The sequence below is a fragment of the Mesorhizobium sp. M0029 genome (genome assembly GCF_040323735.1).
GTDB lineage: Bacteria > Pseudomonadota > Alphaproteobacteria > Rhizobiales > Rhizobiaceae > Mesorhizobium.
Genome location: NZ_JAMYVF010000003.1, coordinates 75,691 through 95,742, shown reverse-complemented (window position 1 = coordinate 95,742; position 20,052 = coordinate 75,691). Strand labels below are relative to the sequence as shown.

Annotated in this window: 21 protein-coding genes, 1 tRNA gene and 1 pseudogene; 17 read left to right on the top strand and 6 right to left on the bottom strand. The window is 64.1% G+C overall.

Features of this window, described 5'->3' with window-relative positions:
- Positions 1-171 precede the first annotated feature (171 nt).
- A complete protein-coding gene (locus NKJ76_RS06510) occupies positions 172-2,760 on the bottom strand; it encodes a helix-turn-helix transcriptional regulator (RefSeq protein ID WP_352537041.1) in 2,589 nt (862 codons plus the stop codon).
- Positions 2,761-3,004: 244 nt separating this feature from the next.
- Between NKJ76_RS06510 and NKJ76_RS06505 the strand changes: the two genes are divergently transcribed.
- From NKJ76_RS06505 to NKJ76_RS06475, 7 genes and pseudogenes are all read left to right on the top strand, one after another.
- Positions 3,005-3,277, top strand: coding sequence for a DUF4242 domain-containing protein (locus tag NKJ76_RS06505; RefSeq protein ID WP_023685308.1), 273 nt, complete (start codon positions 3,005-3,007; stop codon positions 3,275-3,277).
- Positions 3,255-3,560 (top strand): hypothetical protein, encoded by a 306-nt coding sequence (locus NKJ76_RS06500; RefSeq protein WP_084630995.1) that lies wholly within the window; start codon positions 3,255-3,257, stop codon positions 3,558-3,560. Before NKJ76_RS06505 ends, NKJ76_RS06500 begins: the two co-directional genes overlap by 23 nt.
- Positions 3,561-3,719: 159 nt before the next feature.
- The gene (locus NKJ76_RS06495) at positions 3,720-4,223 is read left to right on the top strand and encodes a hypothetical protein (protein WP_023694007.1); all 504 of its coding nucleotides are present in this window, start codon (positions 3,720-3,722) and stop codon (positions 4,221-4,223) included.
- Positions 4,224-4,481: 258 nt separating this feature from the next.
- Positions 4,482-5,885 carry a lipopolysaccharide biosynthesis protein gene (locus tag NKJ76_RS06490; protein WP_352537040.1) on the top strand — a complete coding sequence of 468 codons (1,404 nt, stop codon included), beginning with the start codon at positions 4,482-4,484 and terminating at the stop codon, positions 5,883-5,885.
- Positions 5,885-7,165, top strand: a complete 1,281-nt coding sequence (locus NKJ76_RS06485) for a GNAT family N-acetyltransferase (protein ID WP_023714964.1) — start codon at positions 5,885-5,887, stop codon at positions 7,163-7,165. Before NKJ76_RS06490 ends, NKJ76_RS06485 begins: the two co-directional genes overlap by 1 nt.
- Positions 7,166-7,240: 75 nt before the next feature.
- Positions 7,241-8,392, top strand: coding sequence for a YncE family protein (locus NKJ76_RS06480; protein WP_352537039.1), 1,152 nt, complete (start codon positions 7,241-7,243; stop codon positions 8,390-8,392).
- Between the two features lie 139 nt (positions 8,393-8,531).
- Positions 8,532-9,106: pseudogene (locus NKJ76_RS06475) on the top strand (cation efflux transmembrane domain-containing protein).
- 188 nt (positions 9,107-9,294) lie between these two features.
- On the opposite strand, the gene NKJ76_RS06470 reads toward NKJ76_RS06475, so the two are convergent.
- Positions 9,295-9,379: transfer RNA gene (locus NKJ76_RS06470), tRNA-Leu, on the bottom strand.
- A 206-nt stretch (positions 9,380-9,585) separates the two neighbouring features.
- On the opposite strand from NKJ76_RS06470, the gene NKJ76_RS06465 reads away from it, so the two are divergent.
- Both NKJ76_RS06465 and NKJ76_RS06460 read left to right on the top strand, forming a co-directional pair.
- Positions 9,586-10,170 carry a YqaA family protein gene (locus NKJ76_RS06465; protein WP_023685316.1) on the top strand — a complete coding sequence of 195 codons (585 nt, stop codon included), beginning with the start codon at positions 9,586-9,588 and terminating at the stop codon, positions 10,168-10,170.
- Between the two features lie 62 nt (positions 10,171-10,232).
- Positions 10,233-10,751 carry a disulfide bond formation protein B gene (locus NKJ76_RS06460; protein WP_023731053.1) on the top strand — a complete coding sequence of 173 codons (519 nt, stop codon included), beginning with the start codon at positions 10,233-10,235 and terminating at the stop codon, positions 10,749-10,751.
- 266 nt (positions 10,752-11,017) lie between these two features.
- On the opposite strand, the gene NKJ76_RS06455 is transcribed toward NKJ76_RS06460, so the two are convergent.
- Positions 11,018-11,575, bottom strand: a complete 558-nt coding sequence (locus NKJ76_RS06455; protein ID WP_008874122.1) for an HNH endonuclease — start codon at positions 11,573-11,575, stop codon at positions 11,018-11,020.
- A 127-nt stretch (positions 11,576-11,702) separates the two neighbouring features.
- Complete coding sequence (locus NKJ76_RS06450) at positions 11,703-12,344, bottom strand: DNA-3-methyladenine glycosylase family protein (RefSeq protein WP_023685318.1); 642 nt, start codon at positions 12,342-12,344, stop codon at positions 11,703-11,705.
- Between the two features lie 74 nt (positions 12,345-12,418).
- Here NKJ76_RS06450 and gluQRS point away from each other — a divergent pair, with 74 nt between their 5' ends.
- On the top strand, positions 12,419-13,294 hold the full coding sequence (gene gluQRS, locus NKJ76_RS06445; protein WP_352533932.1) for a tRNA glutamyl-Q(34) synthetase GluQRS: 876 nt from the start codon (positions 12,419-12,421) through the stop codon (positions 13,292-13,294).
- On the opposite strand, the gene NKJ76_RS06440 is transcribed toward gluQRS, so the two are convergent.
- On the bottom strand, positions 13,295-13,582 hold the full coding sequence (locus tag NKJ76_RS06440; protein WP_023671677.1) for a hypothetical protein: 288 nt from the start codon (positions 13,580-13,582) through the stop codon (positions 13,295-13,297).
- 218 nt (positions 13,583-13,800) lie between these two features.
- Here NKJ76_RS06440 and NKJ76_RS06435 point away from each other — a divergent pair, with 218 nt between their 5' ends.
- Positions 13,801-14,676 (top strand): DMT family transporter, encoded by an 876-nt coding sequence (locus NKJ76_RS06435; RefSeq protein ID WP_352537038.1) that lies wholly within the window; start codon positions 13,801-13,803, stop codon positions 14,674-14,676.
- Here NKJ76_RS06435 and NKJ76_RS06430 read toward each other — a convergent pair.
- Positions 14,673-15,524 carry a YihY/virulence factor BrkB family protein gene (locus tag NKJ76_RS06430; protein WP_023671675.1) on the bottom strand — a complete coding sequence of 284 codons (852 nt, stop codon included), beginning with the start codon at positions 15,522-15,524 and terminating at the stop codon, positions 14,673-14,675. The two genes, NKJ76_RS06435 and NKJ76_RS06430, sit on opposite strands and share 4 nt — an antisense overlap.
- Positions 15,525-15,584: 60 nt before the next feature.
- On the opposite strand from NKJ76_RS06430, the gene NKJ76_RS06425 reads away from it, so the two are divergent.
- The 6 genes from NKJ76_RS06425 to NKJ76_RS06400 all read left to right on the top strand — a co-directional run bounded on the left by NKJ76_RS06425 (position 15,585) and on the right by NKJ76_RS06400 (position 20,014).
- Entirely contained in the window at positions 15,585-16,451 is an 867-nt protein-coding gene (locus NKJ76_RS06425) for an SDR family oxidoreductase (RefSeq protein WP_352537037.1), read from the top strand.
- Between the two features lie 24 nt (positions 16,452-16,475).
- The gene (locus NKJ76_RS06420) at positions 16,476-16,667 is read left to right on the top strand and encodes a twin transmembrane helix small protein (protein ID WP_023671673.1); all 192 of its coding nucleotides are present in this window, start codon (positions 16,476-16,478) and stop codon (positions 16,665-16,667) included.
- 19 nt (positions 16,668-16,686) lie between these two features.
- On the top strand, positions 16,687-17,268 hold the full coding sequence (locus NKJ76_RS06415; RefSeq protein ID WP_352537036.1) for a cob(I)yrinic acid a,c-diamide adenosyltransferase: 582 nt from the start codon (positions 16,687-16,689) through the stop codon (positions 17,266-17,268).
- A 31-nt stretch (positions 17,269-17,299) separates the two neighbouring features.
- Positions 17,300-18,100 (top strand): rhomboid family intramembrane serine protease, encoded by an 801-nt coding sequence (locus NKJ76_RS06410; protein WP_352537035.1) that lies wholly within the window; start codon positions 17,300-17,302, stop codon positions 18,098-18,100.
- Between the two features lie 214 nt (positions 18,101-18,314).
- The gene (locus NKJ76_RS06405; protein WP_352537034.1) at positions 18,315-19,064 is read left to right on the top strand and encodes an electron transfer flavoprotein subunit beta/FixA family protein; all 750 of its coding nucleotides are present in this window, start codon (positions 18,315-18,317) and stop codon (positions 19,062-19,064) included.
- Positions 19,065-19,084: 20 nt separating this feature from the next.
- Positions 19,085-20,014, top strand: a complete 930-nt coding sequence (locus tag NKJ76_RS06400) for an electron transfer flavoprotein subunit alpha/FixB family protein (protein WP_352537033.1) — start codon at positions 19,085-19,087, stop codon at positions 20,012-20,014.
- Positions 20,015-20,052: the final 38 nt, after the last annotated feature.

The window sequence follows — 20,052 nt, the reverse complement described above, 5'->3', positions numbered from 1 at the left end:
CTCCCCCTCAAGGGGGGAGATCAGCAGCTTCGGCGCCGTAACTTCTTTCAATTTCGACAATTGGCGAAAGCCACAGTGACAGCCAATCTCCCCCCTTCAGGGGGAGATGTCCGGCAGGACAGAGGGGGGTGCGAAGGATCGCGACCTCTCGGTCCAACCCTCGTCAAAACCTCACAACAACCCCGAATCGCGCGCGGTCGCTGTCGCCTCGCCGCGCGACACCGCATCCAGCTTGCCCAGCACCGCCGAGACATGGTGATCGACCGTCTTTGGCGAAATCGTCAATTGCTCGGCGATCCGCTTGTTGGAGAGGCCGCGTTCGATCAGCTGCAGCACCTGCATCTGGCGCAAGGTGAGGCCGGCGAGGTTGGCGCGCGTCGAGCGGCGCGGGCCGCGGGCGATGCCGCCAACGCCGTTCTTGCGCATGATATCGCGCAGGCGCTGGGCTGCCGGCCTTGCCCCCAGGCCGTCGAAAATATCCAATGCCAGCCGCTGCCCCTCGTCGTCGCCGAGGATGAGCGCCAGTCCGCGCTCGTATGGCGCATTCAATTCGGACCAGAGTGCCGAAGCCGAACGCCAGTCGCCGGTCAGGAGCAGCCGGTATGGTGTCGCCATCTCGGCGGTGTCGCCGGCCGGCATATCGGGAGAGAGCAATGTTCGCCACAGAGCCAGCTCACCGACATGGGCACGCGAGCGCACCGGCGTTTCGGCGCGGGTGATCAGCGCCAGCGCCTCTTGCCTGTCGGCCAGGCCCAGCCATGCCTGCTCCGCTATCAAGGCCGCATAGGAGCTCAGCATCTGCAGGTCGCCGCCGCTTCCGACCAGACGCGCCATTTCGGCGAACAGCGGCTCGGCCGAAGGATCGCCGCGCCTCAGGCGCAGTTTCGCCAATGCCAGCAGCGCCGGAAACCGGCCCACGGTGGTTGTCCGCTCATTGTCGATGACATCGCTTGCCGTCGCGGCGGCCTCATCCCATTGGCCCTGACGCAGTTGCACATCGGCCAGCATGCCCCTGAGATAGTCGCGCCAGGTGCCGAGGTCGTTCTCGGTGCAATAGTGGATGCCGCTCTCGAGCACCGGACGTGCCGCGTCGTAGCTCATCTGGGTGATCTCGAAACAGGCGCGGTTGGTGAAGGCGCGCGCGGCATGTTCCTGGAAATTGCCTTGGAGCGCAATTTCAAGGCTTTGGTCGAGGCGCAGGCGTCCGGCATCCGGATTGAGCCACTGCTCGACGCAGCCGACATTGTTGAGGGCATGCGAGGCGATGTCGGGACGGTTCATCCGCGCAGCCAGCGCCGCTGCCTTCTCGCCATAGAACAGCGTGTCCTCCACCCTCTCCGACAGCATCGCCAGATGCGAAAGGTTCGAATAGGCCATGGCGAGTTCGGGACCGGCGGGAGCCGCTTCCAGCATCGCCACAGCCTCGGCGCCGAAGGCGGCCGCCGCCTCGCGGTCATCGCCCATTTCGCTCAGCCGGGAGAGCCATCTCAGGCTGTCGCCCTCCTTCAGCCTGTTGCCGTCTGCCTGATGCAACCGGCGCGCCTGTCCCTGCGCTGCAAGCGCATCATCGATCTTGCCGATGAGATGGCACTCGAAGGCATGACTTTCGTAGAGCGCGGCGCGCTCGATCACCGGCAGGCTGTCGGCCTGCTGCAGGGCGATCTCGTAATAGCCGGCGGCATCGCGATGGGCGCCGACGCGCGACGCCTCGCGCGCGGCGATTGGCGCAAGTTCGCGCACCGCCGCCAGATTATGCGCCTCGACCGCATGATGCACCAGGCGGCCTGTGGAGACGTCGCCATTTTCGAGCAGTGCCGCCAGCGCACGCTGGTTGAATTGCCGCCTGTGCGACGTCGTCAGCATCATCTCGATGGCGCGCCGCGCGATGTCGTGCCGGAAGGCGTAGCCGTCGCCCAGATCGTCGAGCAGGCCGTTGGCGACACACTCGGCCAGCTGGCCGGCGCTGGCGACGCCGCACAGGCCCTGCAGAGCCCAGACGTCGGCGCGGCGCGGAAACACCGACACCGCGTCGAGCATTGCGCGGGCGCCTGGCGACAGCCGTTCAGCCCGCGCCAACACGGCGTCGCGCACGCTTGCCGGCAGCGCCGTTTCGTTTTCCGCCGACAGCAATTCGGTGACGAAGAAGGCATTGCCGGCGGTCGCCCGGTAGATGGCGTCGCCGTCGCGTCCGGCCGCATCGGCGAGCGACAGCACGGCCGCCTCGCTGAGCAGCGGCACGTCCATGCGCGCCACGCTGCCGGTCGGGATTTCGCCAAGGGCGCGGCGCACGCGCATCTGTCCTTCGCTGCGGTCGGTGCGCGCCGTGAGCAACAGCAGGATGTGGGTGTTGGCGATACGCCGGCCGAGGAAGCGCACGAAATCGAGTGTCGCATCGTCGGCCCAGTGCAGGTCTTCGATCACCAGCAGGCTCGGTCCCTTGGCCGCAAAGGCGTCGAGCGCGTCGGAAAACAGCGGCAGTCTCTGCCCATGCCGGGCATCGATGGCGCGCGGCAGCGCCCATTGCGCCTCACGGGCCAGATCGTAGAGCGGCCCCAGCGGATCTGGGATCGACAGGTCCTCGCAAGCGCTGCGCAACATTGCCGCGCTTTGCCCGACACGGGCCGCGAATGCCTCAACAAGCGCCGTCTTGCCGGCGCCGGCCTCCCCGGCCAGCACGGCGATGCGGCCATGGCCGCGTATTGCATCGCCAAGCAGTGTCTCCAGCTGCTGCAGCTGCATCTGCCGTTCCAGAAGCATCATTGTCATCGTCTCACAGGATCGGAGTTTTCCCACTATGGCGGGCCGCTCACGATTAGCCCGTGAAGAAAGCGCCGCAATGTGACTTTGCACACATTGCCTTGCCTCTTTCCACAAAGAACGACGCCAATATAGGGAATCGTCCCGCCAAATATGGGGAATCGTTCCGATGCGCGGGCCGGGCCGGCGTGGTCAACGTCCAGCAGCGCTCCGATCGAGCGTGAATCAATGGAAAAGGAAACCTTCCATGCCTCGCTACCTGATTGAACGCACATTTCCGGACGGCCTCAACATACCGATGACCGACATCGGCGCCACTGCGGTCGGCGGCGTCGTCATGCGCAATGCCGAAAAGGGCGTCACCTGGATCCAGTCCTTCGTCACGCCCGACAAGAAGCACAGCTTCTGCATCTACGACGCGCCGACGCCCGAAGCTATCCGCAGCACCGCTCAGAAAAACTCGCTGCCGGTCGACAAGATCACGGAGGTGCGGGTTCTTGACCCTTACTTTTACCTCTGATCCTGCGTTCGGTCGCCACGATGATGAGCATCAAACTGTCCTTCGCGGCCATGGCGAACTGCCTGATGGCCTGCCGCTCGGTGGAATCGGGCCTGTGCTGGGAAAGACCGGCCGGCCAACCTCCGTGCTCGACCGTCTATGGCGGTTCGCGTCGAAGCTGCCGGCGTATCTGTCTGAAAGGCGGCGCTTGCCCCCGGAAGGCGACTATCTGAGGCGCGACATCGGGCTATCGGAGCGGGACGTCCCGCAGGAATATTGGCAATATTACTTTTGGGATCGTTGATTTTGCACGGTTTTTAAGGGCTGCGGCCAAAAGCCCGGCAACGGAAGCCGCATCGCATGAACCGGGACGGACAAACCAAATCCTAAACCAACGCCGCAGCGTTTCGGGCAGCCTGATCGGCCGCCGTCGCCTCGAGCGTCAACAAACGGACGGAAGACCATGACCATAACTCTTTGGACGACACGCTTCGCGGCTTTCGCCGCCATCTCGATCGCGGCGGGTGCGGCCGCCCAGGCGCACGACGCCAATCCGCTGGCCGAAAAGGTGCGCGCAGCCAACAGCCGCTTCGAAAATGTGGCAGCCGCCACCGCCGAAGGCTATGCCCCCATCCCTTGCGCCAGCGGCATCACCGGCGGCGCCATGGGCATCCACTATGTCAACGGCGCCTATCTCAAGGACGATGCCGTCGATGTCGCCAAGCCCGAAGCGGTGATGTACGAGCCGACGGCCGACGGCAGCCTGAAGCTAATAGCGGTCGAATACATCACCTCGAAAGGCCCGGCCTCGCTCGAAGGCCAGCTGTTCAACTTCAACAGCGCCCCCAATCGCTACGGCCTCGGCCCGTTCTACGAACTGCACGTCTGGGCATGGAAACAGAACCCGACGGGCGCCTTCGCCGACATGAACCCGAACGTGTCCTGCGACGCGATGAAGGGGATGTAACCTTCCGACACTTCTGGCACCGGACACCCGGTGCCTGGCCATCCCCCTTGGCGGGGGAGGGGCGAGCGAAACGCCGACCGGCTCCCCAGTCTTCCCCGGCGTTCGCTCGCCTTCTATTATGCCCCGGTATACGATGACGCACCTTGCACACGCGGCCGTCCTTGGCCCCTCGGCGCACCCGCACCTGCCCACCCTTTCTTAAGGTGTTTCGGATACATCGAAAGCTTGAAAAGAGGCGGAAAACGGAGAGACATCGGGGTGCGGTTTTCCGCGGCGACGACGGCCGGGCGGTTCTTGCCGCAGCGCTTGGCGCTGCGCATGGGGCCGCTGCTTGGCCGGATCGATGCGGTGCTGTTCACCGCCGACGAACGCGGCGAAGCCGGCCGCATGTCGCTGATCGCCTTTGCCATCCGCATCGTCAGCGCCGTCATCGCCTTCATCAGCCAGGTGCTGATGGCGCGCTGGATGGGCTCGTTCGAATACGGCATCTTCGTCCTCGTCTGGGTGACGATGGTCATCGTCGGCAACCTCGCCTGCCTCGGCTTCCACACCTCGGTCATCCGCTTCATCCCCGAATATCGCGAACGCAACATGCTGGCCGAGCTGCGCGGCATCGTGGTCGCCAGCCGCTTGTTCGTGCTGATTGCCTCGACCGCGATCGCCGGACTTGGCGCACTGGGCGTCTGGCTGTGCGCGAACTGGATCGAGAGCTACTATGTGATGCCCTTCATCCTCGGCCTGTTCTGCCTGCCGATGATCGCCATGGGCGATCTGCTGCAAGGCCAGTCACGCGCCAATTCCTGGGCGTTGTTTGCGTTGTCGCCGACATATCTGGTGCGGCCGGTGCTGATCCTGGCGCTGATGGCGCTGATGCTGGCAATGGGCTATGCGCCCGACGCCAGGACAGCCATCTTCGCTTCGATCGCCGCCACCTACGCCACCACGCTCGGCCAGCTCATCGGCGTGACCACACGCATGGGCAGGAATATCCCGGCCGGGCCGATGAAGGTGCATTTCGCCGAGTGGTTCATCGTCTCGCTGCCGATCTTCCTGGTCGAGAGCTTCTTCTTCCTGCTCACCAACGCCGACGTGCTGATGGTCGGCGCCTATCTCCAGCCCAATGACGTCGCCGTCTATTTCGCCACCGTCAAGACGCTGGCGCTGGTGCATTTCGTCTATTTCTCCGTCAAGGCCGGCGTCGCCCAGCGTTATGCGCAGTTCACCCATGGCGAACCGGAAAAGCTCGCCGCCTTCGCCCGCGAGACCGTGTCGTGGACGTTCTGGCCGTCGCTGCTGATGGCGCTGCTGGTGCTGGCGCTCGGCGAACCGATGCTGGTGCTGTTCGGCCCCGAATTCACCGCCGGCTATCCGCTGCTGTTCCTGCTGGTGTTCGGCGTCGTGGCGCGCGCCGCCGTCGGCCCTTGCGAAAGCCTTCTGACGATGAGCGGCAACCAGAACATCTGCGCCGCCGTCTATGCCATGACGCTGGCCTTCAACATCGGCCTCAACGTGGTGCTGATCCCGCTCTTTGGCCTGTGGGGGGCGGCGATCGCCACCAGCCTCGCCATGGTCTTCGAGGCCAGCGCCCTGTCCTTCACCGTCTGGCGCAAGCTCGGCATCGTCATGCTGATCTTCGTGCCCGCTGCCGGGGGAGCCGCCTGATGGCCGCCATCCCGCTGATCGAGGAAACCAGCGGCGGTCCGGCCGGCGCCATGGTGTCGGGCCTTGCCGGCCTGGCGCGCGACGCCGATCCGGCGCATCTCGAGATCCTCGCCAACAACCGGCCGCTGCGCAAGCTGGCGATCTATCCGGCTTCGGCCGGCTTCGAACTGGTCGAGGAACTCGACTATCTGTGCACCCGCACGATCGAGCCCAACGTCTTCTTCAACCCGCGCTTTCTGGCGCCGGCCATGCCCCGGCTGGAAGATCGCGAGGTCAAGCTGGCGGTGATCCGCGACGGCGACGAATACCGCAACCGGCTGCGCCTGCTGGTGCCGTTCTCGGTCGAAAGGCCGGCCGTGCCGCTCGGCGTTCCGGTGATGCGCACCTGGTCGAGCCCGTTCGGCCCGATCGGCACGCCGCTGGTCGACCATGACGACCCGATCGGCGTCGTCGAGGATTTCTTCGGCATGCTGTCGCGGCCGCATCTCAAGTTGCCGAAGGTCTTCGTGCTGCCCGACATGCGCCTCGACGGCCCGTTGGCCAGCGTGCTGGCCACCGTTGCCGAGACGCGCGGCCTGACAATGGTCACCACCGGCAAGGCGGACCGGCCGGTGCTCGAAAGCACCCTCGACGGCGAGGCCTATTTGAAAGCATCGCTGCGCGCGCACCACTACCGCGAATTCCGCCGCCTGAAACGGCGCCTGGAGGATCTCGGCAGGCTGGAGCATGTCGTGGCGCGGGGACCGGACGAAATCCGCCACGCCATCGAAAGTTTCCTGACGCTGGAGGCGGCCGGCTGGAAGGGCCGCGAGCGCACCGCCATGGCCATCGACCGCTACCGCGCCGCCTTTGCCCGCGAAGCCGTGCACCGGCTGGCCGAGCACGACATGTGCCGCATCCATTCGCTGACGCTGGACGGCCGCACGATCGCCTGCCTGGTCGTCTTCGTCGAGGCCGGCGTCGCCTACACCTGGAAGACCGCCTATGACGAGACCATGGCGACCTATTCGCCGGGCACGCTGCTGATGATCGAGGTGACCAGGCAGCATCTCGACGACCCCAACATCATGATGACCGATTCCTGCGCCGTGCCCGACCACCCGGTGATGAGCCGGCTGTGGAGCGAGCGCAAGCCGATGGGCTCGCTGGTGATCGGGCTGACGCCGGATGCCGATCGGCTGACCCGCCAGGCCGCCTCGCAGTTGCATCTCTACCGCGAGACCCGCAACATGGCCCGCCTGCTGCGCAACCGCGTGAAGAGTTTGCTGGGACGGCGATAGCCACTGGATCAACGGCAAGACACCAGCTATGGGTCGCGCGGCAATTTCGGCCGGCCTTCACGACAAGCCATCCTGATGATCAGAACCTTTTTGCGTCACGCCGGTCCCCGTGCGGCCTTTTCGCTGCTTGCACTGCTGCCTGTCCGCGCCCGGGCCGATAGCTGCCCCGAGGATTGCAGCGAGCCCGCGCCGTCCATCAACATCTACAGCCACACCGCCGCCGGCCATCTCAGCCCGGCCACGCTGGGTGCACTGCCGCGCGTCTATGTGCCGAACCGCTCCTCCAACAGCGTCACGGTGATCGACACCATGACACTCAAGGAAGTCGACAGGTTCCCGGTCGGCAGCAAACCGCAGCACGTCGTGCCGTCCTGGGACCTGAAGACGCTCTGGGTCGCCAACAATGGCACCGGCAAGAACGGCAGCCTGACGCCGATCGACCCGATGACCGGCAAGCCCGGCCCGCAGATCGCCGTGGACGATCCCTACAATTTGTATTTCATGCCGGGCGCGGCCATCGTCGTCGACGAAGCCCTGGAGCGGGTCGATTTCCGCGATCCTCACACCATGGCGCTGAAGTCGGCCCTGCCGACGCCCACTTGTCCCGGCATCAACCACGCCGATTTCTCCGTCGACGGCGCCTACGCGATCTTCACCTGCGAATACGGCAATGGCGGGTTGGCCAAGATCGACCTGAAGAACCAGAAGGTGCTTGGCCATCTCGACTTCTCGAAAATGGGCATGCCGCAGGATATCCGCCTCTCGCCCGACGGCAAGGTTTTTTACGTCGCCGACATGATGAATGACGGCGTGTTCCTCGTCGATGGCGACAGTTTCAAGGAGATCGGCTTCATCCCGACCGGCATCGGCGCCCATGGCTTCGTCGTCAGCCGCGACGGCAAGCGGCTCTATGTCTCGAACCGGGGCTCGCACAAGATGGAGCAGGGCAAGGCAAAGGGACCGGGCAGCGTGAGCGTGATCGACTTCGCCAACCGCGCGGTCGTAGCACTTTGGCCGATCCCCGGCGGCGGCAGCCCCGACATGGGCAATGTCAGCGCCGACGGCAAACAACTATGGCTGTCCGGCCGCTTCGACAGTGCCGCCTACATGATCGATACGACATCGGGCGCCGTGACCAAGTTTCGGGTTGGCTCAGAGCCGCACGGCCTGACGGTGTGGCCGCAGCCGGGACGGTATTCGCAAGGGCATACGGGGAATATGCGCTAAGTCCGTGTTCGAGGCGCGGCTCGAACGCAAAAGGTCGCAAGGGCAACCGCCCATCGGCCGGGACCCGGAACGAGCAGGGGCTTTCCTTGGACACCGCGAAGCTGTAGCTCCACACACTGGTTTCGGATACCGCCAGAAGATGAACCTCCGCCGCATCGTCCTCACCGTCGCGCTTCTCAATCTTGCCTATTTCGGGATCGAGTTCGCTGTGGCGCTCGCCATTGGATCAGTGTCCCTGTTCGCCGACAGCATCGACTTTCTTGAAGATGCTTCCGTGAACCTCCTCATCCTGCTCGCACTTGGCTGGTCTGTGCGTTCCCGTGCGCGGGTGGGGATGGCATTGGCGCTCATCCTTCTCATGCCGGGTCTGGCAACGCTCTGGACGGCTTGGGAAAAGTTCAACGTGCCGGTGCCGCCGCAGCCCATCGCCTTGACCTTGGCGGGACTTGGCGCTCTCGCCGTCAACCTGTCCTGTGCCTACATGCTGGCCGCGCACGGCATCGTGGCGGCAGCCTCTCAAAGGCGGCCTTCCTGTCGGCCCGCAACGACGCCTTGGCCAACATCGCCATTATTGCCGCAGGGTTGGTCACGGCCTTGCTCTGGCATTCCGCGTGGCCCGATTTGGCGGTGGGATTGGGGATCGCGGTCATGAACGCCGACGCGGCCCGCGAAGTGTGGGAAGCTGCCCGTGAAGAACACCGTGCGGCGGCCTGAGAGCACGTAGAGCTGGGCTACCGGCCGCCGCTGATTGGCGCTATCGCTGTCATTCGCAGCAGCCGCGGTTGGCTCTGTGTTCAAGGCACTGTTCGAACCCGGAGGGTTCGCAAGGGCGACCGCCCGTCGGCGGGTCAGGCCGCCCCATCGGAGCCCATGAGCGAAGCGAACTGGCGTGAGATCAAAAATGGTGCCCCTAGCCGGAATCGAACCAGCACTCCTTGCGGAACTCGATTTTGAGTCGAGCGCGTCTACCAATTCCGCCATAGGGGCTCAGGCCCAAAGGCCTGGATGGGCGCGGACTATACGGTTGGAGGCCTGTTCGTCAACTGGCCAAATGCGCCGCCGTGCCCTGCTTGCGGCAAAAGCCCGCCTTTCTGTTTCATGACGCTCCTGCCATTGTGCGGCGCGGAAAATCTTTCTAGACAGATGCGCATCAAAGCGCGTTGCGTCTGGGCAACCTGCATCCAGGAGAGCCGATGCTTCGCGGACTTTACGACTGGACCTTGTCGCTGGCGGCCCGCAAATCCGCCGAATGGTGGCTGGCCTTCATCGCCTTCGTCGAAAGCTCGGTGTTTTTCATACCTGCCGACGTCTTGTACCTGCCCATGGCGTTGGCGCGGCCCGAACGCGCCTATCGGTACGCGCTGACCGCCACCGTTGCGTCCGTGCTGGGCGGCATTGCCGGCTGGCTGATCGGCTACTATGCCTACGACACGATAGCACGGCCGATGCTGGAGCACTTTGGCGGCCTTGACGCGTTCGAGAGGTGGCAGTCGGCCGGCACCGGGCTGATGCTGGTGCTGCTCGTCACATCGGGTGCCGCCCACCTGCCGCCGATCAAGGTGGTCACCATTCTGGCAGGCGCCCTCCACGTCAATCTTGTCGTCTTCATCGTCTCCGCGATCCTGGCGCGTGGCGCTCGTTTCCTGCTTCTTGCCTGGCTGCTGCGCCGCTATGGCGAGGAGATCAAGGAATTCATCGAGAAGCGTTTGGGATTGATCGTCGGCGCCGGCGCCGCCGCCCTGATTTTGCTCTATATCGTCGTCAAATACGCCTTCTAACCGCCCAAGGCGGGCGGTGGGTCAGGACTATGCCGGCGGACGGCGAATTCAACGGACGAAACATGACAGCCACGATGACAGCCGATACCGGACGCCAGCGGACGCGCACCGCTTTGTTTCTCGCCGTCGCCATGGCCGCCACGGTCGGCTCCGCGCTCGCCTTCCAGCACATAGGCGGCTACATCCCCTGCCATCTGTGCCTGGAGCAGCGCACGCCCTATTATATCGGCGCCCCGCTGATGCTGCTGGCGGTGATTGCCTCGATGCTTAGCGCGCCCGCATGGCTGACGCGCGGCCTGCTTGCCGTCGGCGGCCTGCTGATGCTCTATGGCCTCTATCTCGGCGTCTATCATTCGGGCGTCGAATGGGCCTGGTGGCAGGGCCCGGCCGATTGCACGGCCGGCGCCGGCCCGGTCGACACCGGCGGCAAGGGCGTGCTCGACGCGCTCGACAAATTCGTGCCGCCATCCTGCGACAAGGCAGCCCTTCGTATCCTCGGCCTGTCGCTGGCCGGCTGGAACGCCATCGCCAGCTTCATCCTCGCCGCCATCGCCTTCCGCGGCGCGCTGGCGCGCGACTAATCAAGTGCGAGGTCGCGCCATGCGGCCAGTCTCTAAATGTTGGCACCGCCCCTCATTGCCCTGCCGGGCATTTCTCCCCGTGTAGTGACGGGGAGAAAGACGCAGTCATCGATGGTTTCGCCAATCCCGAACGCTGAAAAAAGGGCGCCAGATTTGCAGCCAATTGCCTTCTCCCCGTCACAATACGGGGAGAAGGTGGCGGCAGCCGGATGAGGGGCAGCACCTGACATCGGCGATTGCCCTGGCAAGGCCGATCGGGCCAATCCCTACGGCTCCAACTCCACATCCCAGTAGAGATAATCCATCCAGCTTTCATGCAGATGGTTGGGCGGGAACAGCCGGCCATTGTTGTGCAGGTCGTGCACGGTCGGCTGGTAGGGCTTCTGCAGCGGCCACATCTTGGCGTGCGCCGGCATCATGCCACCCTTCCTCAGATTGCAGGGTGAACAGGCGGCCACGACATTCTCCCACGTCGTCGCCCCGCCGCGATGGCGCGGGATGACGTGGTCGAAGGTCAGATCCTCGGGCGTGCCGCAATACTGGCACTGGAAGCGGTCGCGCAGGAACACGTTGAAGCGGGTGAATGCCGGGTGCCTCGACGGCTTCACATAGGCCTTCAGGCTGACGACGCTGGGCAGCTTCATCGAAAAGGTCGGCGAAGACACCGCATGCTCGTATTCGGCGACGATGTTGACCCGGTCGAGGAACACCGCCTTGATGGCGTCCTGCCAGGACCAGAGCGACAAGGGGTAATAGCTGAGCGGACGGTAATCCGCATTCAGCACCAGCGCAGGAAGCCCATCCGGAGATACGGCAACCGTCACTTGTTGACCTCCTCGTTCTAGAACCGATCGGCGCGGATACTGTAAGCCCGACATGACAGGGATGTGAAGCGGATTGTCATCAGCCAAAAGCGGCAAAAATGCAGGATTTTCATGCTTTTTTACGGTTTCAGGCCGGAGGTGCTGCGTCCCGGCCCCTGGTTTCGCGATAATAGGACCAGAAAAGCCGCGATGCGACACCTCGCCACGGGCTCCATGATTCGGCCAGGGCGATCAGCGTTTTCTCCGGCGGACGCGGCTCGATGCCGAGCGCGTGGCCAACCGCGCTCTGCAGCGCGACGTCGCGCGCGGGGAAAATATCGGGGTGGCCGGCGGCAAACAGGAGATAGACTTCCGCCGTCCACGGGCCGATGCCCGGCACCGCGATCATAGCCGCGATCGCCTCTTCGGCGTCGAGCGAACAGAGGTGATGCAGGTCGAGCCCCTCAACCACGGCCTGCGCAACCGCGATCAGACCGCGCTGCTTCGGCCGCGACAGCCCAGCCTCACGAAACATGTCCTCGCCGGCGGCAAGGATCGCCTGCGGCGTTAGCGGATCGACCAGTTTCACCAGCCGGCCGAAAATGGCATCGGCGCTCGCACGGGATACTTGTTGCGAAACGATAATGGAGGCCAGGCTTCGAAAGCCGGGCTCCGACAGCCGCAGCGGCACCTCGCCGGCCATGCCGCGCACCTTTTCCAGGCGCGGATCGATTGCGCAAAGCGCATCCAGCCCGCGCGCAATATCGTCCAGTGTCGCGATGCGTTGCATGTTTTCTTGTTCCTGAACCGACCTCACGGTAGCAATTGGCAAAACCGCTGCACAACCCGATTGCCGCTTGTGAGATGACGCTCCTGACATTCCGCTTCGCGCCGAGCCCGAATGGCGAACTGCATCTCGGCCATGCCTATTCGGCACTGCTCAACCAGCAACTGGCGCGTGCGGCCGGCGGCCGCCTGCTGCTGCGCATCGAGGACATCGACACGATCCGCTGCACGCCTGAATTCGAGGCCGGCATCTTTCGCGACCTCGAATGGTTAGGTCTCGAATGGGAACAGCCGGTGCGGCGCCAGGCCGAGCATTTCTCCGACTATCAGGCCGTGCTCGACCGGCTGGTCCGCGAAGAACTCGTCTACCCTGCCTTTATGAGCCGTGGCGAGATCAGGGCCTTCATCGCCGACAGCGAAAAGCGCGGCCGCGGCTGGCCGCGCGACCCGGACGGCGTGCCGCTTTATCCCGCCGCCGACAAGGCGCTGCCGGTCAGCGAACGCAACCGCCGCATCGCCGAAAATGCGCCCTTCGCCTGGCGCCTCGACATTGATGCAGCGCTGGCGCGCGTCGGCACGGATTTGTCCTGGCGCGAATTCACCAACGAGACGCTTTCGGCGACGCAGCGTGTCGAGGCGCGTCCGCAGGACTGGGGCGACGTCATTCTGGCGCGCCGCGACATCCCGACCAGCTATCACCTGGCCGTCGTCGTCGACGACGCTCTGCAAGGCGTCAGCCATGTCGTGCGTGGCCGCGACCTCTATTCCGCGACCGGCATCCAGCGCCTGCTGCAGGAATTGCTCGGCCTCGGCCAGCCGCAGTATTTCCACCACCGTCTCATACTCGGTCCGGATGGGCGCAAACTGTCGAAGAGTTTTGCTGATACCGGCCTTGCCGCGCTGAGGCAGGCAGGCATGTCGCCGGACGAAGTCAGGCGGCTGGCCGGGCTATGACTAAAGCCGGGCCAGCCCCGCCTTGAGCAGCGCCAACGCGCCGATAAACGCGAAGGCGCCGCCCAGTCCCCAGGCAACCGCGAGCTTCAGATCTCTCAGGACGATGCCATGTTCGTTCGCGGCCATGACCGCGGCGAAAAAGCCGAGCGTGAACAGCAGCGTGTTGCCGGTCGACCCAAAACCGTCCTCCTGCATGATGGCGTCGAGCGCTGAGCCGAAGAAGAAGCCGAACACGGCCACACTGGCCACCGTCATCAACAGCCAGCTTGTATCGAGATGCAACAGCATGCGCGCTCCCTGTCGAAGCCAAAACGCCATGTCGCCGGATCGATCGACAGAAGTCGATTGCCCTGACGCCGCCCTTTGAATTCGGCCACCTCCTACATCAGGATGAGCTTATGTACCAATTGTTTCACTTTGCTTGCCGGATTGAACCGCATTAGAGCAATTGCCGTATTTGTCTCTTCACCGAATCGGACCTCTCCACCGGAAACGGCTTCCCCGAAATGCACAGTCTCAAGCGGTTCATCCCCGCCTCGTTTGTCGTCCTGTGGGCGACAGGTTTCATCGGCGCGCGCTACGCCATGCCCTGGGCGGAGCCCTTCACCTTTCTGGCAGCCCGCTTTGTCATCGCCGCCTTGCTGCTTGCCGGGCTGATGCTCGTGCTTGGCTCGAAGCGAGCCACAAGGGCAGAAGCGCTTCACGCCACGGTCTCTGGCATCCTCATGCATGGCATCTATCTCGGCGCCGTGTTCTGGGCGATCCACAGGGGCATGCCCGCCGGGCTTTCGGCGCTGATCGTCGGCCTGCAACCGCTGATCACCGCCGTGCTTGCCGGCCGGTTCCTCGGCGAGGACATCCTGCCGCGCCACTGGGCCGGCCTTGCCGTCGGGCTTGTGGGGGTGATCATCGTGCTGTGGCCGAAGCTCGGCGCGCTCGGCGGCGGCGTTACGCCCGAAACCCTGGCGGCGTCGCTGGTCTCGGTGCTGGGCATGAGCGCCGGGACCATCTGGCAGAAGCGCTATGCCTCGGGCGGCGACCTGGTGGCGGCGACGATGTGGCAATATATCGGCGGCGGCTCGCTGATGATCCTGGCTTCGCTGGCACTGGAGACCCACACGGTGATCATCAACGGCGAACTGATCTTCGCCATGGCCTGGCTGGTCCTGGTGCTGTCGATCGGCGCCATCTTCCTGCTGATGGTGATGATTCGCGACGGCGAGATGTCGAAGGTCGCGTCGCTGTTCTACCTGGTGCCGGCCGTCACCGCAGTCATCGCCTGGGTGCTGTTCGGCGAACAGCTCAGCCTCGTGCAGATCGTCGGCATGGCAATCGCGACGCTCGGCGTCGGGCTGGCCACGGCTCGGCCAGCCAGAACCTAGCTGCCGACCCGTGCGCGCGCTTCGAGAAAGCGGCTGATCGCCGCATTGAGTTCGCCGCCGAGGATGAAGATCGCCGACAGCATATAGAGGAAAACCACGGCGATCATGATCGAGGCGAGGCCGGCATAGGTCGTCACATAGGACGAGAAATGGTCGAGGTAGGTCGCGAACATCGTCGAGCCGACAAGCCACGCAGCCAGAGTGAAGATGATGCCAGGCACCAGCGAGACAAAGCGGCGCTTGCCCGCCGGCAGCCAGTAGTGGACGGCAAACAAGCCACCGATGATGACGGTTGAGGCGATGACGTAACGCCATAGCGTGATCGTGCCCGTATAGGGTTTGATCCACTCGAAATGAGCTTCCGCCAGCCGCGCCAGCAAAGGCGCAAAGACCAGGAGCACGCTGATCGCCAGGAAACCGGCCGTCGCGATCAGCACGAAGAAAATGCTCTGCACCCGGCGGTAGATGATGCCGCGCGTTTCGGCGACGCGGTAGGCGCGGTTGAGCGAGGTGCGCAGCGCCTCGATGCCGTTGGAGGCGAAATAGGCCGCCAGCAGCACGCCGTAGGTCAAAAGATCGGTGCGCCGCACGGTCAGCACATTGAGCACCTCGCGCGCGATCGGCTTGGCGATCTGTTCGGGCCAGGTGTCGAAGACCAGGTGCACGGCAGTATCGGCGAACGCCTGCGCGCCGAGGAAGCTCGCCAGCGTGGTGGCGAAGATCAGGAACGGGAACAGCGCCATCAGCGAAGTGATCGCCAGATGGCTGGCCATGGCCCAGCCGTCATCGGTGTTGAAATGGCCAAGCGCGTCATAGAGCACGCGGCGCAGCACGACGATATTCCGCATCAAGAGCCGCGTTCCCTTCGATTGTCTCGACGCCGCGAATATGGGAAGGGATTGTGGCAAATGGCAACCCTTGCTCAAACCACGACGCCGCCTGCCAAAGAGTTGCGCACCATCATCGTCACCGGCGCCTCGTCCGGGATAGGCGCCTACTGCGCCCGTGCGCTGAAGGCGGATGGCTGGCGCGTGTTTGCAACGGCGCGCAAGCCTGAAGACATCGCCGCACTCGAAGCGGACGGCATCAAGGCGTTTTACCTCGATTACCGTGAGCCGGACTCTATCGAAGCCCTTGTGGGCTCGGTGCTGGAGCGGACAGGCGGACGCCTCGACGCCCTGTTCAACAACGGCGCCCATGCACAGCCCGGCGCCGTGGAAGACCTGCCGGTTGCGGCATTGCGCGAGCAGTTCGAGGCCAATTTCTTCGGCTGGCACGACCTCACCCGACGCATCGTACCGGTAATGCGTCGCCAGGGACATGGCCGCCTCGTTCATTGTTCCTCGATCCTTGGGCTAGCGCCGGTGCCTTTCCGCGGCGCCTACTCAGCCTCCAAGCACGCGCTCGAAGGCCTGATGCTGTGCATGCAGCAGGAACTCAGGGGCAGCGGCATCCATGTCTCGCTGATCGAACCGGGCCCGGTGACCTCGAAAATCGCCAGCAACGGGCTGTTCTGGTTCCTGAAAAACATCGACCACGAGAATTCCGTCCACCACGTCGCCTATGCCACGCAGCTGGCGCGGCTTCGGGCCGGCGGCAGCTCATCACGGCTGAGAAAGGGGCCGGAGGTGGTCTATGCGGCCTTGCGCCATGCACTTCTGTCGCGGCGCCCGCGCCCGCACTATGTGGTAACAGTGCCGGCCAGGATCGGCGTGATGCTCAAGCGCATCCTGCCGGCATCGATGCTCTACCGCGTTCTGGCCAGACGCGCCTGACCGCAACAGAACTGGGAACAGATCATGGCAACCGTCATCAAAGTCCTCCTCGTCCTCGTCATGGTCGCCGTGGTGATCGTGCTTGTCCGCGGCCTCATCAACATGATGCGCGGCGGCTCCGGTGTGAGCTCGAACAAGCTGATGCAGGCGCGCGTGCTGTTGCAGGCGCTGGCGTTGGCACTGATCCTGCTGGTGGTGTACTTCACCCGCAAGTGACGGCCGTTCGGGAGGCGACGTGGTCAAGCTCAACAAGATCTACACCCGCACCGGCGATGACGGCACCACTGGCCTCGGCACCGGTGAACGCAGGCTGAAATCCGACCTGCGCGTCGATGCCTACGGCACCGTCGATGAAGCCAATGCCTGCATCGGCATCGCCCGCCTGCACACAGCGGCAGGTTATCCCGCCATCGACGCCATGCTGTCCCGCATCCAGAACGATTTGTTCGACCTCGGCGCCGATCTCGCCGTGCCCGACGACGGCAAGCCGCTTGGCTACGAGCCGCTGCGCATCATCGCCTCGCAGACCGACCGCGTCGAAAAGGATATCGATCTTCTCAACAAGGATCTGCAGCCGCTCAAATCCTTCGTGCTCAATGGCGGCACGCCGGCGGCGGCAGCACTTCATCTTGCCCGCACCGTGGCGCGACGGGCCGAGCGGATCATGGTGGCACTGGCGCAGGACCCGGCCGAACATGTCAATCGCGAGGGGCTGAAATACATAAACCGCGTCTCCGACTTTCTGTTCGTCGCCGCTCGTGCGGTCAATGACAACGGAAATGCCGACGTGTTATGGGTGCCCGGCAAGAACCGCTGAATTTTCTCGAAGGCGGGAAAGGGCTTGGGGCATGTTCATCCCGCTTTACGACTCCAACAGGTTGCGCCACATCCGGCTGCAATATGTGACGATCGGCCTGATCGCGGCCAACGCGTTGGTCTTTCTCATCACCACGATCGGCGGCGAAAATTTCAACAATGCCGCCGTGCTCGGCCTCGGCTTTATTCCTTCCGTTGTCCACGATACGGCAGAACTCTCGCCCCAATTCGTCGTCATTCCGGAGAGCCTGAGTTACCTCACCTATGCCTTCCTGCATGCCGATATCTTTCATCTCGGCGGCAACATGCTGTTCCTGTGGGTGTTCGGGGATAATGTCGAGGACGCACTCGGCCACATCCGCTACCTCATCTTCTACCTGCTTTGCGCCATCGCCGGCGCCGTCTTGCAGGGGCTCGTCGCCTGGAGTTCGGAGGTTCCGCTGATCGGCGCCTCCGGCGCCATTGCCGGCGTCGTCGCCGCCTATCTGGTCCTCTACCCCCGGGTGAAAGTGTGGGTGCTGGTCTTTGCCCGGATTCCGCTGCGTATCCCGGCCTTCATCCCGCTGATCCTGTGGATAGGCTTCCAGGTGGTGATGTTTGCCGCCGGAGGCGAAAACCAGATATCCTGGGCCTGCCATATTGGCGGCATCATTGCCGGTGGCGTGCTGGTGCTCATTATGCGCAGCCGCGGCGTGCCGCTGCTCGCCGGTGGCGACGGCGAGCCGGAACCCGACGATCAGCCAGCCGCTTCTACTGGGCCGGCGCCAGCCGGTCCCGCTCCCGTGCAACCTGAGACGCGTTGGGGCCGGGGTGGTGCTTCCGGTCACAACTGAACCGATTTGGGTGGTTTGGCCGCTGCCGTGGCATATTGACGTGTTGCGTCGCCACAACTACGGAGAGCGCCACCGCTAGGCGGCAGAAGACAAGAATTCGTCCGGCCAGGATTCCGTTTGGCCGGAATTCAGTCAGGAATGTCGGCTTTCGACAACTCTGTGGAGGCGCACGCTGCTATAGCGCGCCCGGATATCTCAGGAGAGGTGACAGACAATGAAGATCCTTGTGCCCGTGAAGCGGGTTGTGGATGCGAACGTCAAGGTTCGCGTCAAGGCCGATGGTTCGGCGGTGGAACTCGCCAACGTCAAGATGGCGATGAACCCGTTCGACGAGATCGCGGTGGAAGAGGCGCTCCGGCTGAAGGAAGCCGGCAAGGCCGAAGAGATCATCGTCGTTTCGGTCGGCCCGCAGCAGGCGCAGGAAACGCTCCGCACCGCGCTCGCCATGGGCGCCGACCGCGCCATCCTGGTCAAGACAGATGAACAGACCGAGCCGCTCGGCGTCGCCAAGGTGCTGAAGGGCGTCGTCGACGCCGAGCAGCCCGGCCTCGTGATCCTCGGCAAGCAGGCGATCGATGATGACTCGAACCAGACCGGCCAGATGCTGGCCGCCCTGCTCGGCTGGGCACAGGGCACCTTCGCCTCCAAGGTCGTGCTCGACGGCGATAAGGCCAAGGTGACGCGCGAAGTCGATGGCGGCCTGCAGACGGTGGAACTGAAGATGCCGGCGATCATCACCGCCGATCTTCGCCTCAACCAGCCGCGCTACGCCTCGCTGCCCAACATCATGAAGGCCAAGAAGAAGCCGCTCGACGAAAAGAGCCCGGCCGATTACGGCGCCGACGTCAAGCCGCGCCTGAAGGTGCTCAAGACCGAGGAGCCCAGCGGCCGCAAGGCGGGCGTGAAGGTCAAGAGCGTCGCCGAACTGGTCGACAAGCTGAAGAACGAAGCCGGCGTGCTCTGAGACTGGAAGGAACAGATAAAATGACCATTCTCCTCATCGCAGAACACGACAACGCAACTCTTTCCGACCAGACCGCCAAAGGGCTCTCGGCGGCGCTGCAGATCGGTTCGGACGTGCATGTGCTGGTGGCCGGCAAAGGCGCCAAAGGCGCTGCCGACGCCGCCGCCAAGCTCAAGGGCGTGAGCAAGGTGCTGCTGGCCGAGGCCGACGAACTGGCCGAGCGCCTCGCCGAACCGCTCGCCGCACTCGTTGTCTCACTGGCCGGCGCCTACGACACCATAATCGGGCCGGCGACCTCGTCTGGCAAGAACGTCTCGCCGCGCGTGGCGGCCCTGCTCGATGTCGCGCAGGTCTCCGAGATCATCGAAGTGGTATCACCAGACACGTTCAAGCGGCCGATCTATGCTGGCAATGCGATCCAGACGGTGCAGTCTACCGACGCCAAGAGGGTCATCACTGTGCGCACCGCCTCCTTCCAGGCTGCCCCCGAGGGCGGCTCGGCAGCTGTCGAGACGGTGAAGGCCGCGGCCAATCCCGGCCTCTCCACTTTCGTCGAGAACAAACTCTCGGAAACCGACCGTCCGGAACTGACCTCGGCCAAGATCATCATTTCGGGCGGCCGCGCGCTCGGCTCCTCGGAAAAGTTCCAGGAAGTCATCCTGCCGGTCGCCGACAAGCTCGGTGCAGCCGTCGGCGCCTCACGCGCTGCCGTCGACGCCGGCTACGCCCCGAATGACTGGCAGGTCGGCCAGACCGGCAAGGTCGTGGCGCCTGACCTCTATATTGCCGTCGGTATTTCCGGCGCCATCCAGCACCTTGCCGGCATGAAGGATTCGAAGGTCATCGTCGCCATCAACAAGGACGAAGAGGCGCCGATCTTCCAGGTTGCCGATTATGGCCTGGTCGGCGACCTGTTCGTCATCCTGCCGGAACTGCAAAAGGCGCTTTGACGCTTTCTGCCAAAGCGTATTAAATTGTGAAAGGGTGG